General features: G+C 61.2%; 13 protein-coding genes. 7 read left to right on the forward strand and 6 right to left on the reverse strand.

Annotated features, from left to right (window positions below; translation table 11 throughout):
- From HMPREF2651_RS05040 to HMPREF2651_RS05050, 3 genes are all read right to left on the reverse strand, one after another.
- Positions 1–492, reverse strand: coding sequence for a DUF3592 domain-containing protein (locus HMPREF2651_RS05040; RefSeq protein WP_038627602.1), 492 nt, complete (start codon positions 490–492; stop codon positions 1–3).
- A gap of 112 nt (positions 493–604) precedes the next feature.
- The gene (gene menD / locus HMPREF2651_RS05045) at positions 605–2,353 is read right to left on the reverse strand and encodes a 2-succinyl-5-enolpyruvyl-6-hydroxy-3-cyclohexene-1-carboxylic-acid synthase (RefSeq protein ID WP_168162260.1); all 1,749 of its coding nucleotides are present in this window, start codon (positions 2,351–2,353) and stop codon (positions 605–607) included.
- 334 nt (positions 2,354–2,687) lie between these two features.
- The gene (locus HMPREF2651_RS05050; protein ID WP_038627598.1) at positions 2,688–3,713 is read right to left on the reverse strand and encodes an o-succinylbenzoate synthase; all 1,026 of its coding nucleotides are present in this window, start codon (positions 3,711–3,713) and stop codon (positions 2,688–2,690) included.
- Between the two features lie 13 nt (positions 3,714–3,726).
- Between HMPREF2651_RS05050 and HMPREF2651_RS05055 the strand changes: the two genes are divergently transcribed.
- On the forward strand, positions 3,727–4,707 hold the full coding sequence (locus tag HMPREF2651_RS05055) for a 1,4-dihydroxy-2-naphthoyl-CoA synthase (protein ID WP_016422029.1): 981 nt from the start codon (positions 3,727–3,729) through the stop codon (positions 4,705–4,707).
- Positions 4,708–4,755: 48 nt separating this feature from the next.
- Here HMPREF2651_RS05055 and pdxY read toward each other — a convergent pair whose 3' ends face one another.
- Positions 4,756–5,682, reverse strand: a complete 927-nt coding sequence (gene pdxY, locus HMPREF2651_RS05060; RefSeq protein WP_236658469.1) for a pyridoxal kinase PdxY — start codon at positions 5,680–5,682, stop codon at positions 4,756–4,758.
- A gap of 41 nt (positions 5,683–5,723) precedes the next feature.
- Positions 5,724–6,167, reverse strand: coding sequence for an alternative ribosome rescue aminoacyl-tRNA hydrolase ArfB (gene arfB / locus HMPREF2651_RS05065; RefSeq protein WP_049180766.1), 444 nt, complete (start codon positions 6,165–6,167; stop codon positions 5,724–5,726).
- 139 nt (positions 6,168–6,306) lie between these two features.
- Here arfB and HMPREF2651_RS05070 point away from each other — a divergent pair, with 139 nt between their 5' ends.
- The 6 genes from HMPREF2651_RS05070 to HMPREF2651_RS05095 all read left to right on the forward strand — a co-directional run bounded on the left by HMPREF2651_RS05070 (position 6,307) and on the right by HMPREF2651_RS05095 (position 12,123).
- Positions 6,307–7,089 (forward strand): SDR family oxidoreductase, encoded by a 783-nt coding sequence (locus tag HMPREF2651_RS05070; protein ID WP_049180765.1) that lies wholly within the window; start codon positions 6,307–6,309, stop codon positions 7,087–7,089.
- 16 nt (positions 7,090–7,105) lie between these two features.
- A complete protein-coding gene (locus tag HMPREF2651_RS05075; RefSeq protein WP_038627592.1) occupies positions 7,106–7,786 on the forward strand; it encodes an alpha-ketoglutarate-dependent dioxygenase AlkB family protein in 681 nt (226 codons plus the stop codon).
- A 33-nt stretch (positions 7,787–7,819) separates the two neighbouring features.
- On the forward strand, positions 7,820–9,073 hold the full coding sequence (locus HMPREF2651_RS05080) for a sensor histidine kinase (protein WP_222867120.1): 1,254 nt from the start codon (positions 7,820–7,822) through the stop codon (positions 9,071–9,073).
- A gap of 52 nt (positions 9,074–9,125) precedes the next feature.
- Positions 9,126–9,833 (forward strand): response regulator, encoded by a 708-nt coding sequence (locus HMPREF2651_RS05085; RefSeq protein WP_038627590.1) that lies wholly within the window; start codon positions 9,126–9,128, stop codon positions 9,831–9,833.
- Between the two features lie 116 nt (positions 9,834–9,949).
- On the forward strand, positions 9,950–10,693 hold the full coding sequence (locus tag HMPREF2651_RS05090) for an ABC transporter ATP-binding protein (RefSeq protein WP_049180764.1): 744 nt from the start codon (positions 9,950–9,952) through the stop codon (positions 10,691–10,693).
- Positions 10,690–12,123: an ABC-2 family transporter permease gene (locus HMPREF2651_RS05095; protein ID WP_049180763.1), complete on the forward strand. Its 1,434-nt coding sequence runs from the start codon at positions 10,690–10,692 to the stop codon at positions 12,121–12,123. Before HMPREF2651_RS05090 ends, HMPREF2651_RS05095 begins: the two co-directional genes overlap by 4 nt.
- A 33-nt stretch (positions 12,124–12,156) precedes the next feature.
- Here the strand turns inward: HMPREF2651_RS05095 and HMPREF2651_RS05100 are convergent, their stop codons facing one another.
- The gene (locus HMPREF2651_RS05100; protein ID WP_049180762.1) at positions 12,157–13,338 is read right to left on the reverse strand and encodes a YkvI family membrane protein; all 1,182 of its coding nucleotides are present in this window, start codon (positions 13,336–13,338) and stop codon (positions 12,157–12,159) included.
- Positions 13,339–13,359 lie beyond the last annotated feature (21 nt).

The raw sequence follows: 13,359 nt of genomic DNA on the forward strand, positions 1-13,359 counted from the left end.
CTAGTTTTCCATCTCGTCGGAAAGCGAAAGTGACCCTCTGTTTACCTTTTGGGGATCTCTTTGTAAACGACGGGTTGCGCGCAACGACAACCACCACAACGGCGCGACGACGATAAACGCAACCACAGCGATGCTGGCAGCCGGGAGAAGCGACAGCGTCCAAGTGCGTCCGGCGACGCGGACGACATTGGGGTCAGTGCGGTCGTATTCGACGCGGACGCGCTGCCCCTCTTCCAGACCAACGGGATAGAGCAAGCCGGTTGGTGGCGACTGAAAGTCACCATTCTCGTCGACGAAATCGACCGTGGTGCGAAGAAGCTCGACCGAGCGCACATTGGCTACGGACTGCCCCATGTTCGACTCGATATTGCGGTCATTAATGAAGCAGCCAACCACCATGGCCAGGCACGAAAGTAACAGGCAAATAATTACAAAGAGCAGCACCTGACGAAGGAAGCGCGGCCAATTGGCCAGGGCAGTTTTCCACTGCATGACGGTCGCGACCTCCTTATTCTTCTGTCCTTGATTGTTTCCAGCTCTAATCTGATGCTGCCGGCCAGCTAGTTCTTGTCCAGCGAGCCTTGCCCAGCTAGTGCTTGTCCAGCTAGTGCTTGTCCAGCACCCCAATCTCCGCATTGTATGCCAGCTTGTGATGCAACTGCCGACGTGTCGCACGCGTGGTCGCCACCTCGATGACGCGAATGCCGTCGACGTCGGTATCCGGGTGCAGCTGCGCGAGCAGATCTGGGAGGCGGTCAACGCGCACGTGCTCGACCCCGTAAGCCTGGCAGATGCCCTCAAAATCCACGTCCTGCGGGGTGCCGAAGATGCGCTCAAAGCTTCCCCGCAGAGCCGGGCTGCCCGCTTCCAGCGTCTCGAAAATACCGCCACCGGCATCATTGGCCACCACGATGGTGAGGTTTTCCGGCCTCGGCTCCAGCGGCCCAATCGCTAGCGCTGCGGAGTCGTGCTGGAACGTCAGGTCCCCCATGAGCGCAATCGTCCTTGGCGGGCGGATCTCGTCGGCATGCTCGCGGTCGGACGCCAGCGCAATACCAATCGCCGTCGCCACCGTGCCGTCGATGCCCGCGGCACCTCGTCCCGCATACGTGTTCACCCCCGGGAAAGGCAGGCCCGTGTACGACGCATCGCGCACCGGGTTCGACGCGCCTAACACCACATTGTCACCCGTGCGCAGGCTATCCGTCAGAGCCGCCGCTACATGAAATCCGGTCAGTGGCTCCTCCGCTTCAATCGACTCGGTAAGCGTCTCCCGCACGGACTTCACCGCCAATTCGCTGGCGGCCTCACAGATTTTCGTCCACTGCGGGTCCTGGTCCCCCACAGTCTGCACATGCTTTACGACGGCCCTTGCGTTCGCTGTCACATCCGGGAACTCCACTCCAAAGCCGTGGTTTTCCGCATCCGAGACAACCGTCAACTCGATATCAGGATTGGCCAGCAGCTTAGAGATTCCTCGGTGCAGCGTCGGCCTGCCGACTAATACAATCTGCTCCGGCGGAATCTGCGCAAAAGTACCCGCCGCAAGCGGGTGAACCGGGTGCGCCGGCGCATATGCATTCGGCTCAGCGATGGTTGGCAAATCCTCCAACTCTGGCAGATGCGGGGCATTCGAGCCCGCAATCACGAGTGTGCGGCGGCTGATGTCAATTGTGGCTGTGCTAGCTGCGTCGGCCGGGCTGGTAGGGGCCGAGTTGGCTGAGTGGGCTGCGATGGCAGCTGCGCCGACGTTGTTGCTGTTGGTAGACGCAATCGTGGTCCAGGGGCCGCCGTCTGCGCGGCCCTCGGGGATGTCGGCGACGGAGTCGTCGCCAGGCACGAGCGGTTCGACAAAACGAACGTTGAGGTGGCCGGCGCCGGATGCCATGGCAGCGACGACGCGGTCGATGCGGGCACGAATCTGCGCGGCGGTGGCCTTCGTGACCGGGGCGGTGCCGTCCAGATCGAACTCGACGACGGAAGCATCGGCGAACAGGCGGTCCTGGACGATGGTCTGGTTCGCGCCGGTGCCGCGATAATGCGCGGGGCGGTCAGCGGTCAGTGCCAGCAGCGGAATACCCGACGCGGTGGCTTCCACCATGGCGGGAACGAGGTTCGCCACCGCCGTGCCGGACGTTGTAATTACCGGGGTCACCTTGCGGGTGCGCGAGGCCAGGCCGAGGGCGAGGAAGGCGGCGGAGCGTTCATCGATGCGCACATGGAGGCGGACCTTCGCCGCATCGGCGGCCTGGACCAGAGCGCGGGCCAGCGGGGCGGACCGGGAACCCGGGCACACTACGGCATCGACCATGCCGAGACGCAGCAGCTCATCGACGATGAGGCCCGCTACCACTGCGGATGGGGCCGTGGGGGCTGTATGGGCTGCGGAGGTGTGGGGCGTGGCGTCGGTTGCCGAGGCTGGGGTGCCAGCATCGGTGCCGGCGGCATTGGTGATGTTGGCGCCCTGAGCGTGCGAAGTCTGGGAGGTGTCCTGGTTGTCGTTCACACTCAATAGGCTACTTGTCAGGCCGGATATCGGGCTCGTTGGGAGTTACTGACCCCGTTTATGACAGTTTGGAGCCGTTTTTCGAACTCAAAGTGTCATAAACGGGGTCAGTATCTCTGGATGCTCCGTGAGTTGGAGCAGATCGTGAGCCGCCACTGCACTGCGCCACTGCACTGCGCCGCTACAGGTGCACATACGCCGCGCGGAGACGGTCGAACCACCAATCGCGGCGGGGACCCGGCGCGGCGAGCTCGGCCAGGCGGGAAGGGTCGGGCGCGGGGTTGGTGACGGGCAGACGGCCATCGATAAGTGGCCGGGGCTCGATGACGTCCTCAATAAACAGCGACGACGTGGCCAAACCCGCCGCGTTTGGCTCCGGCTGCAGCTCGGTGGCAGGCAGGGCCGCCGCCGTGAACAATCCCGCGGCCATGCCAACACCGGTGTCCAAGGCGCTGGCGACGGTCACCTTTATCGCCAGCTCCTCGGCCAACCGAAGCAAACGGCGTGGCCCGCCAAGCGGTGCGACCTTCATTACGCCCACGTCCGCCGCCTGTTCGCGCGCAACCAAATACGGATCCTCGGCCTTGCGAATCGACTCATCGGCAGCAATCGGGCAAAACTCCCCCACTGCGTCGCGGACCTCGCGAAGCTCGGCGACAGTCGCAACTGGCTGCTCCATATATTCCAGCGGGCCCAACTCATGGGCGGCGCGGATGGCCTGCTCCACCGACCAGCCACGATTCGCATCCACCCGCACCACAGGTTCATAGCCATAGGCTTCGGCCACTGAGGTGCGGACGGCGGCTACGCGCTCGATGTCGTCGTTAAGCGATTGGCCGCTCTCTGCGACCTTGACCTTGAACGTGCGACACCTGGGGTAACGCCCCACGACCTCCGGCACCTGCTCGGGCGTGACGGCGGGGATGGTGGCGTTGACCTCGACAAACTCGCGCTTCGGGGTGGGCAGGCCAACGTATGCGCATTCGATGGCCGAGCGCAGCCACGCGGCAGCTTCGGGCGCCTCGTACTCCAGGAAGGGCGCGAACTCGCCCCAGGTGGCGGGGCCGTCGATGAGGAGTGCCTCGCGGGTGGTGACGCCGCGGAATTTCACCGCCATGGGTAGCGCCACGACGTGGGCGCGGTCGAGAATGCCATCGATTGGCGGAAACTGGATGTTGGGCGCAGCGGACACAGACATACCCCTCATGCTAGAGACCTTTATGCTGGAAGCCATGACTGATACCGCGAAGTACTCGACCGATAACCCCTTCCGCCCCGAGCAGTGGAAGACGGTTGATGGTTTTGAGGATTTGACCGACATCACCTACCACCGCCACGTCGGCGAGGGCCGCGAGAACGGCATTGTGCGTATTGCGTTTGATCGCCCGGAGGTTCGTAACGCATTCCGCCCGCATACCGTCGATGAGCTCTACCGCGCGCTCGACCACGCGCGTCGCACTCCGGATGTCGGCGTTGTGCTGCTGACCGGTAACGGCCCGAGCACCAAGGACGGTGGCTGGGCATTCTGTTCGGGCGGCGACCAGCGCATTCGTGGTCGTTCCGGTTACCAGTACGCAACGTCTCACGAGCATGACGACGCCACCGCGGACGCATCCACCATCGATACCGCGCGAGCCAAGGTCGAGGGAGGTCGCCTGCACATCCTGGAGGTGCAGCGCCTAATTCGCACTATGCCGAAGGTTGTCATTGCCGTGGTCAACGGTTGGGCCGCAGGTGGCGGACACTCCCTGCACGTGGTGTGTGACCTGACGCTCGCATCGCGCCAGGAGGCCCGCTTTAAGCAGACCGACGCTGACGTGGGATCTTTCGACGCCGGCTATGGCTCGGCCTACCTGGCAAAGCAGGTTGGCCAGAAGTTTGCCCGCGAGATTTTCTTCCTCGGCCGCTCCTACGACGCTGAGACCATGCACCGCATGGGGGCCGTCAACGAGGTCGCCGACCACGCTGAGTTGGAAGATGTCGCGGTCGAGTGGGGCCGCATGATCAACGGTAAGTCCCCGACGGCGCAGCGCATGCTGAAGTTCGCTTTCAACCTGACCGATGACGGCCTGATGGGCCAGCAGGTCTTCGCAGGTGAGGCCACTCGCTTGGCGTACATGACCGACGAGGCCGTCGAGGGCAAGGAAGCGTTCCTGGAAAAGCGCGACCCGAACTGGGACGAGTTCCCGTTCTATTACTAGGCACGGGGGCTGAACCCAGCACTACTGCCCCAGCCCTACTGCCCAGCCTTACGCCACCTTCGTAACCTCAAACCGCTGCTCCGGGTTGACATAGGCCTCCTGCGCACGAACGAGCTCCAGCTCGCCAGAGCCGGACTCGTGCGTGACCTTCAGCAGTTCAAAGACGCTGGCCGCTGTGTTGCCCAGTGCGACCGAAAGGTCACCGTCAATACCGCGACCACGCAGCAGGTTACCCGCGAACAGCGCGGCCGTGACATCACCGGAACCGTTGCGCTTCAGCGGCAGGTACGGTGTCGCCACCAGCCATGCGCCCGAACCGTTGACGGCGAGCATCTCAATCTCGCCCTCCTTGCGCTCCGGACGCAGCACGCTGGTGACCAGCACGGCCTCCGGGCCCATCTCACGAGCAGCATGGGCTGCCGCAATGGTGGACTCCAGGTCGCTGACCTCGCGGCCTGTCAGGTATCCCAGCTCAAACTGGTTCGGCGTAATCACGTCTGCCACCGGCACGACCTTGTCGCGCAGCAGCGGCGGAATGTCATCCGAGACGTGGCAGCCACTCTTGGCATTTCCCATCACCGGGTCACACGAGTAAATGGCCTTCGGGTTGCGCTGCTTGGCTATCGCCACGGCCTCGATGATGACATCCGCAATATCGCTACCGCCCTGGTAGCCGGAGATAATCGCATCGACGTCGTCAAGCTTTCCCAGCTCATCGATACCCTTGATAACCTCGCGCACATCCGTGGCCGGAATCATCGGGCCGCGCCACTGGCCATAGCCGGTGTGGTTGGAGAAATCGACGGTGTGGACCGGCCACACTTCAAAACCTGCGCGCTGCAGCGGGAAAACGGCAGCGGAGTTACCCACATGGCCGTAGCTCACATGCGACTGGATGGACAGGATCGAGGGCACGCGGTTGAACTCCGCGACGGCTTCAGCTGCCTTTTCGGTAGGGGCCTGATTTTCGCTCATTCCTCTATATTGCAACGAATGCGTGAAAATCCCATATTCCCCTAGTAGGCGCTGGGTCGGCGCCTGCTGGCTTTGAGCTCAGAGCGGCGTTGCTTCTGCGCTTTACGACGCGCAATCGAGGCCCGACTTGGTCGAGTCCGCCGGCGCCTCGGAGGCGGTGGCTGCACGGCTTCCCGAATGAGATCCGCCAAGCGACGCCGGGCTTCCGCGCGGTTGCGCACTTGGGAGCGCTGGGTGGTGACGGACACGGTGAGTGTGGTGCCGTCCAGTCGGTGGCTGAGGTTCTGGAGAGCGCGGCGGCGGTGGATGTCGGAAAGCACGGTGAGCTCGGCAATATCGACCGATAGCTGCACCTTGGAGTCCGTGGTGTTAACGCCCTGACCGCCCGGCCCTCCGGAGCGTGCGAAGCGTTCAGTGAGCTCCGCTGCGGGGATGACAAGGCCCTTTGGGATGCCGGGACCTGGTGGGATCTTCAGGGGTTTCATGATGGCCAGTGTAGAGGGCGCGTTTGTAATCAGGGCGCGTTTCCTCCAATCCGCTGTTAAACAACAAATGCTCATCTAAGCTGGCGAATAACATTTATCCACTTATAAAAACAGCAAGAAAAGGCAGGATTGAGGCGCTATGGCTGCTTCTGATTCCCCGTCCATTTTCATCTCCGGCGGCGCGCAGGGCATTGGCCGCGCGGTGGCCGAGAAGTTCCTGGCCGCGGGCTGGACCGTAGGCGTCTACGACATCAACGAGGATGCCCTGGCGAAGCTTAAGGCTGAGCGCCCGGAGGTAATCGTCGGCAAGCTGGACGTGACGGACTTTAAGCAGTGGGAGGACGCGCTTGCGGACTTCACCTCCCACACCGGCGGCAAGCTGACGGTGCTGGACAATAACGCGGGCATCATCGGCGATGGCGATATCACTGACCAGTCGCCGGAGATTATTCGCGCGCAGGTGGACATCAACTGCACCGGCCTGACGCTGGGTGCGAAGGCGGCGCATCCGTACCTGAAGCGCACCAAGGGGTCTCACCTGGTCAACATGAGTTCGGCTTCGGGTATCTACGGTCAGCCGCACATCGCGCCGTACTCTGCGTCGAAGTTCTACGTCTCGGGTCTAACGCAAGCTCTGGATTTGGAATGGCGCAAGGACAAGATCCGCGTCGTCGCCATCATGCCGCTGTGGGCGAAGACCAAGCTGGCGGACGTTTCCGCTGGTTCGACCCGCCGTCTTGGCGTGCGCATCACGCCGGATCAGGTCGCAGATGCCGTGTGGAAGGCAACGCATCCGCAGAACTTCATTGAGCGCCAGCGGCACTTCTATTCGGTGTCGGCAGCGGACTTTATCCTGCGCTACCTGGGCAAGATTGGTCCGCAGTTCCTGTCCCGCCCGGTTAACGCAATCATCGCGGGTTAAGAGGCAAACTAGACCTATGCTCTTCGATCAGCTCCCGCGCGACGATGCCCGCATCACGCCGGGAGTTGTTCATCTTCCGGGGTGGCTTCCATTGGAGCGGCAGGCCGGCATCATCACGCAACTCCGCGACATCGCCCGCGACGTTGCCGGCACTCCCCTGGCCATGACTCGCCCGCAGCTCAAAAGTGGTCAGATGCAGGTCTTCATGCTGCATCTGGGGCGCATGTGGGCCACGAATCCGTACCGCTACGTCACGCACGCAGGCGGCGTTCGCGTCCCGCCTGTGCCTGACAATCTGCTGCAGCTCGCCACCGAAGCACTTCGTGCCGCCGCGCTTTACGACGAATCCCTCAGCCAGTGGCCTGCCACTTTTCGGCCCGACATGGCGTTGGTCAACTACTACCCACCCGGGGCCACCATGGGGATGCACCAGGATCGCAACGAAAACTCCCCTGCCCCAATTGTGTCGCTCTCTATCGGTGACGAGGCCCTGTTCCGCATTGGCGGGACTGAAAACCGCAACAAACCCTGGGATGACGTGACTCTCGCCAGCGGGGATGTGATTGTGTTTGGTGGTCCCAAGCGGCTTGCGTTTCATGGTGTGCCCAAGACTCGTCCGGACACTTTGCCGGAGGGGTGCGGGCTTAAAGAGGGCCGCATCAATATCACTTTTCGGCAAGTGGAAAACTCACACTAAACCGCGCAAGTCACCGACCGCTAGCCTAGACACATGCAGCGCACCATTGCTCCTACACCCGCGCAGTCTGCCACCGCGCAGACTCCTGCCCCACTCGACTGGCACAGCCGGGTGCGTTACTTCGTCGGCTCGTTCCCAGCTGCCGATCTCGCTATTGCGGCTGCTTTCCTGCTGTGCTGTTGGTTGAGCACGACGCCGCTATTTACTTATGGCCCGAGCTTCACTTATGTCACCAATCTGGTTCTGTCCGCGATGATTGCCGGCGCCGCAGCGTTTCGTCGTAAAGCAGTGCGCGCATCGTTTGTGGTTACATACAGTGCCCTAGCGGGCCTCGCCTTGCTGGTGTGGCTATCCCCGGTGAACCTTGGGGTAGACCCTATTATTGTTGCCGCCCCATTATCGTTATGGGCTGTGACCAGGTGGGAACAGAATCGCACCTGGGGCATAGTTGGGCTCTTTTTAGGGTTGATTGGCAGTTTCCTCAACCCAGCGGTTCCAGCCTTCGGTTTTACTCCGGAACGGCTGTTGGTCTTCGGTCTGCCCGCGGTGCTCATCACGGCGAGCGCGTACGCAGTGCCGCTGTGGCTGCGCATCAACGCCGAGGAACATGCCGCGGAGTTGGAGAACGTCGTGGCGCTCAACAAGTTGGAGTTGTCCCGGGAGCTTCACGATGTCGTGGGTCACGGACTCACCTCTATTAAAGTTCAGGCCCAAACCGCACTGTACCTGGCGGAGATGAATGACTCACGAGCGGAACGCGCTGCTGAAAAGACCACGCTGGAAGGTATTGCCGAGACCGCAGAACAATCGTTGCGAGATGTGCATGCGCTTGTCGATGCACTACGTGAAGGCGGCGAGATTAGCGCTGACCCGAATGAGATTCCACGTCTGGTTGCGGCTGTTTGTCCGCCGGGTCGCGATGTTTCGGTGACTCTGCCGGAGTCTTATGAGGCGCTGGCGGATTGGCCACTCGCGAAGCGTTTGACTCTGGTGCGGGCAGTGACGGAGTTGGCCGCGAATATGGCCAAGCACTCATCGGGCGCTGGTCAGTTCACGTTGACGATTGAATCGCCTACTGAGTCGCCTATTGCCCCATCTGCCGATGCCGATATCAGCCCGGCGCGGGTTCATTTGGTGACCGCAAATCGGGCTGTGAGCGACGCCTTGGCACACAGGAAGCGAGCTGGTGCTGGCCTGATTGGTCTGGATGAACGCGTGGCGCAGCTCGGTGGCGAGATGACTTATGGTGAAAGCGACGGTATGTTCCGCGTCAGCATTCAGCTATAAGTGCTTTGGCCAAAGCAGGTCTAACTATTGACACTGCATAGAAAGACGAGCAATGGGTGTAATTCGAGTTTTAGTCGCTGAAGATCAAGCGCTGATTCGGCAGTCTTTTGCGCAGCTTATTGATGCCCACCCGCAGATGAAAGTCATTGGCGCCGTGGGCGACGGTGCTGAGGCTGTGCGTCTTGCCTCCGGCGCAGATGTGGTCGTCATGGACATTCGTATGCCAGTGATGGACGGTATCGAGGCCACGCGGCAAATCGTGCGAGGGGCATCGTCCGGAGGCGCGACCCACGCATCCGCTCCGAAAGTCCTGGTACTGACCACCTTCCGCGAAGAATCCCTCGTACTTGGCGCTTTAGAGGCTGGAGCCGCAGGCTTTTTACTCAAAGACTCCGATCCCCGTGAGTTACTTTCGGCCATCATGCGTATCCACCGCGGTGAAGGAGTCATCGATCCGAAGGTGACGCCAATGGTGTTGCGACACGTTTCACCGCGCACAACCCACTTCGAGCAGTCAGCAAGCGCTTCCTCGACACATGGCGATGGCTCAGACCCCACTGACGCAGAAACCCAGTTCACACCCCGAGAACAGGAGATTTTGGACCTCGTCTGCCAGGGGCTTTCCAATGATGAGATCGCTCGCAGGTTGGTGGTCGCCACGACGACCGTGAAAACCCATGTGAAAGCGCTACTAACAAAAACGGGCTCACGCAGTCGCGTGAATCTTGTCATTTGGGCTGCGAAAAACGGGATGCTTTAGATTCTCCTCGCTGGTGCCGTCACCCTCGCTAGCGCCTCCTCCCTGGGGAGGATATTTCCACCAACTCATCCTCAGGGAGGGCGCGAACCGCTCCAAGCACTCCTATTACTTAAGGCATGAACGCACCAACTCCTACCCCAGGCCCTTCCGCAGATGCCGCTGCTCCTCTCCTCCAACTGCGCGGCATCACCGTCGCCTACGGCAAGAACGAACCGGTCCTGAACGGTCTCGACATGAGCGTTCGCGCCGGTGAGGTCTACGGACTATTGGGACTCAACGGCGCAGGTAAGTCCACGCTGATGAGTACTGTGCTTGGCCTTGTTCCCTACTCCGGTGAAATCAGTATTGCGGGACGCCCGTGGTCCATTGCCGACCTAGACCACATCGGCGCCTCTATCAATGGCCCGGCGTTCTACCCGCAACTCTCGGCCACCGACAACCTCAAAGTGCACGCACACTTGACCGGCACGGACAGGAGCCGTATCGCCGAAGTCCTCAACTTGGTCGGGCTTCATGCTGGTAACAAGCGTGTCCGCGCTTTCTCAACGGGCATGAAGGTTCGTCTCTCACTGGCGATGGCGCTGCTCACCGACCCCGACATTGTGCTTCTCGACGAACCCACTAACGGCCTCGACCCCGAAGCTATCGTGAGCCTGCGTACCTTGTTGCGGAATCTCGCCGATAGCGGCAAAGCAGTTGTGGTGTCTTCGCATCAGCTCGGTGAGGTCGAAAAGAGTGTTGACCACCTGGGAGTTCTCGCTGGTGGCCGGCTGGTCTACGAAGGCCCGCTGACGGGCTTTGCGGCTGCTGGTCAATCCCTCGAGCAAGCTTTCTTCACCGCAGTAGGTGTTGCCCGATGAGCGCTCAACCGCACACACGCACTTTTAACACGCGCGCTGTTCCTACGCGACACTACTTCCGCGCCGAACTACTGCGGGCGAAGTGGTCGCTCACCATGTTCCTGCCCATCATCATGGTGGCAATCGCTCTGGTCAGCATGGTCTTTTCTACAGGCGTTGATGCCACCGCCATGGCGAGCGCCCACATCTACTCGCTTATCCTGCTTCCTCCCCTGGCTGCTATTACGTCCGTCATTGGCCAAAAACGTGAAGAAAAGCTCCGCCAAGGTGGCCTAATCTGGCGCAATATTTCGAGCATTCGGGTACTCCTGGCACGCGCAGCCACTGTCATCGCCTCCACGGCCCTCGGCCACGCACTGATGGCCACTCTCCTTGCCCGGAGCGTGAGCACCGCATTGCAATTCACGATCTTCAACACGTTGTCATTCTTCGTGTTCTGGGCATTCGGCCTTACCCTATGGCGCCTTGTGCCACGCGCAGCTCTCTTCCTTGCTCCGCTGACTGCCATCGCTTGGGCCATCGCGGGAACACTGGATGCCATGAGCCCAAACTGGCAAGTTCTCCCGTGGACCTGGGCCATCCGCCCAACGTTACCTATCCACGGAGTGCAGGCTAATTCCATCTCGGCTCCCGCAGACAGCGAAATCTGGGACATCGCCATCCTGCCGCCCGCGCTGCTGCATTTACTCCTCGGACTAGGCTTCTTCGTCATCGCACTGCTTGCTCACGGAAGAGCTCTCCGCTTGCCGACGGGCCGGGAACGCAGCACTTCGTCGTTAAGCCATGGCATGAGCGCGACCCTGCCCTGGCGCACCTGGTGGAGCCTCGCAGCGCTGATGCTTGCCGGGCTTGCGGTCGTGCGTGTGGTGTGGAACCCGGAGTATGCGATGGGGTTGCTGAGTTTCGTCTGCGTGCCGACGGCCGCAACCGTGGTCGCCATCATGACGTGGACCTCGCAAGCTGATGCCTGGCCAGCGCTGATGTATCGACGCTCGCGGGGGAGCATCACGCTCCGGCTGTTTGCCTTGGATATGGCGTTTCTCGTACCGGTGCTCGTGGTTGCGGTGATTATCAGTGGCGCGGGCGGCGAAGCCAGCAGCGAGACCGACATCAACCCTTGGCCGTACCAGGCGGTCATCGCGCCTCTTGTGGCCGCAATGATTGTGGCCGTGACCGGATTGATTGCGCGTCGAAGTGTGGCAGCGGCGATTTTTGCCTCGGTCGCGCTCGGCGGTTGGGCGGTGCTGGTTGGCGGTGATGTCCTCAGTGCTTCACCGCTGTGGTGGACCTCGGAATGGGGATGGACCTGGGTGGTCCGTGATTACCCCGAGCGGTGGCCGTTGATGGTTCTCGTATCCACCATTGTGACCGGGGCATTCGTGGCCTGGGCGCGGGCAACGTCGCTGAAAGCCATCCGATTCCTGAGCTGACAGCGACGCTGACTGCAGCCACGCGCCAGCCCCCTACTCCTCGATAGCTTCGCGGACCTCTTCGACGCTGAGGTTGGAGTCTTCAATTTCCTCGCGAGCTTCCTTCTTCCGACCACGGCGAACAAGGCGGAAGATGCGCTTACGGCGGGAAGTCTCTTCGCTGATGCGCTCACGACCGCGCAGCCAAGCAACGAGCATGACGGTAATGAGCAAAAGACCGATGTAGCCCAGGATTGGGTACACCCAACCGATTAGGTTCTGGAAGCCCATAAAGCTCAAGGCGAAACCGAGCAGAACCAGGCCGACGTAGACAATCTTGAACTTTTCCGGGTGCTTAGCGGTGACGCGACGGCCCAGCGCGTAAAACATGCCAAGCGCTGTGTTGAAAATCATGCCGAGGATAACCACGGCCATTGCCTGACCAAGCCACGGGTGCAGGCGGTTGATGACGGTGAGCATCGGCACGGCATCAGTGGCGACGGTACCAACGGTGTGGAACAGCGTGATGGTGGTAATCAGCAGCATTGCGGAGTACACCAAACCGCCGACAAAGCCACCGGCTCCTGCAGCGCGAGGGTTGAACAGGCTGCCGCCAATAACAATCGCCATGGAGACCGCAACCATCAGGTTAAAGCCCACGTAGTTCACCGCGGCGACAACCCAGTTCGGCAGAGTGGTCGGGACTTCCGCAACGGCAGCTGCCTGCTCCGCGGCCGGGGTGGCATCGGTGAATGCCAGCGTATAAATGCTGGCCAGTAGGATAAAGCCAACGATAAACGGCGTGATGGAACCAATCACGGTGGTCACGCGATCGACGTCGAGGAAACCAGCCGCGATGGTCACCAGCATCATAATCACGGCACCAATCCACACGGGGATGCCCCACTGCTGCTCCATGTTGGCACCCGCACCGGCGAACATGACGAACCCCGTGGCGAAGAGCGTGATAATCACGCCGATGTCCAGTACGCGCGAAAAGATGGGATGCGATACGCGTCGGAATACTTCGCCGTGCTCGCTGGCCTGGAAATAGCTTCCCAGCTGCAAAATGATCATCGCCATCAGGCTCATAATCACCGCTGAGAGAACGGCACCCCAGACACCATTGATGCCAAAGGCGACGAAGTATTGCATGATTTCCTGACCCGTCGCAAAGCCCGCGCCGACGACTACGCCGACAAAAGCAAATGCAACGCGCAGTACTTGCTTCACCACAAGGGTTCACTCCTATTCAAC

The sequence above is a fragment of the Corynebacterium sp. HMSC063A05 genome (genome assembly GCF_001809695.1).
GTDB classification, from domain to species: Bacteria; Actinomycetota; Actinomycetes; order Mycobacteriales; family Mycobacteriaceae; genus Corynebacterium; species Corynebacterium amycolatum.

What these genes read in the sequence shown, in the direction of transcription:
- HMPREF2651_RS05040 (WP_038627602.1), bottom strand. Translation starts at nt 492, where the DNA reads ATGCAGTGGAAAACTGCCCTGGCCAATTGGCCGCGCTTCCTTCGTCAG.
- HMPREF2651_RS05050 (WP_038627598.1), bottom strand. Translation starts at nt 3,713, where the DNA reads ATGAGGGGTATGTCTGTGTCCGCTGCGCCCAACATCCAGTTTCCGCCA.
- HMPREF2651_RS05055 (WP_016422029.1), top strand. Translation starts at nt 3,727, where the DNA reads ATGCTGGAAGCCATGACTGATACCGCGAAGTACTCGACCGATAACCCC.
- pdxY (WP_236658469.1), bottom strand. Translation starts at nt 5,682, where the DNA reads ATGAGCGAAAATCAGGCCCCTACCGAAAAGGCAGCTGAAGCCGTCGCG.
- arfB (WP_049180766.1), bottom strand. Translation starts at nt 6,167, where the DNA reads ATGAAACCCCTGAAGATCCCACCAGGTCCCGGCATCCCAAAGGGCCTT.
- HMPREF2651_RS05070 (WP_049180765.1), top strand. Translation starts at nt 6,307, where the DNA reads ATGGCTGCTTCTGATTCCCCGTCCATTTTCATCTCCGGCGGCGCGCAG.
- HMPREF2651_RS05075 (WP_038627592.1), top strand. Translation starts at nt 7,106, where the DNA reads ATGCTCTTCGATCAGCTCCCGCGCGACGATGCCCGCATCACGCCGGGA.
- HMPREF2651_RS05080 (WP_222867120.1), top strand. Translation starts at nt 7,820, where the DNA reads ATGCAGCGCACCATTGCTCCTACACCCGCGCAGTCTGCCACCGCGCAG.
- HMPREF2651_RS05085 (WP_038627590.1), top strand. Translation starts at nt 9,126, where the DNA reads ATGGGTGTAATTCGAGTTTTAGTCGCTGAAGATCAAGCGCTGATTCGG.
- HMPREF2651_RS05090 (WP_049180764.1), top strand. Translation starts at nt 9,950, where the DNA reads ATGAACGCACCAACTCCTACCCCAGGCCCTTCCGCAGATGCCGCTGCT.
- HMPREF2651_RS05095 (WP_049180763.1), top strand. Translation starts at nt 10,690, where the DNA reads ATGAGCGCTCAACCGCACACACGCACTTTTAACACGCGCGCTGTTCCT.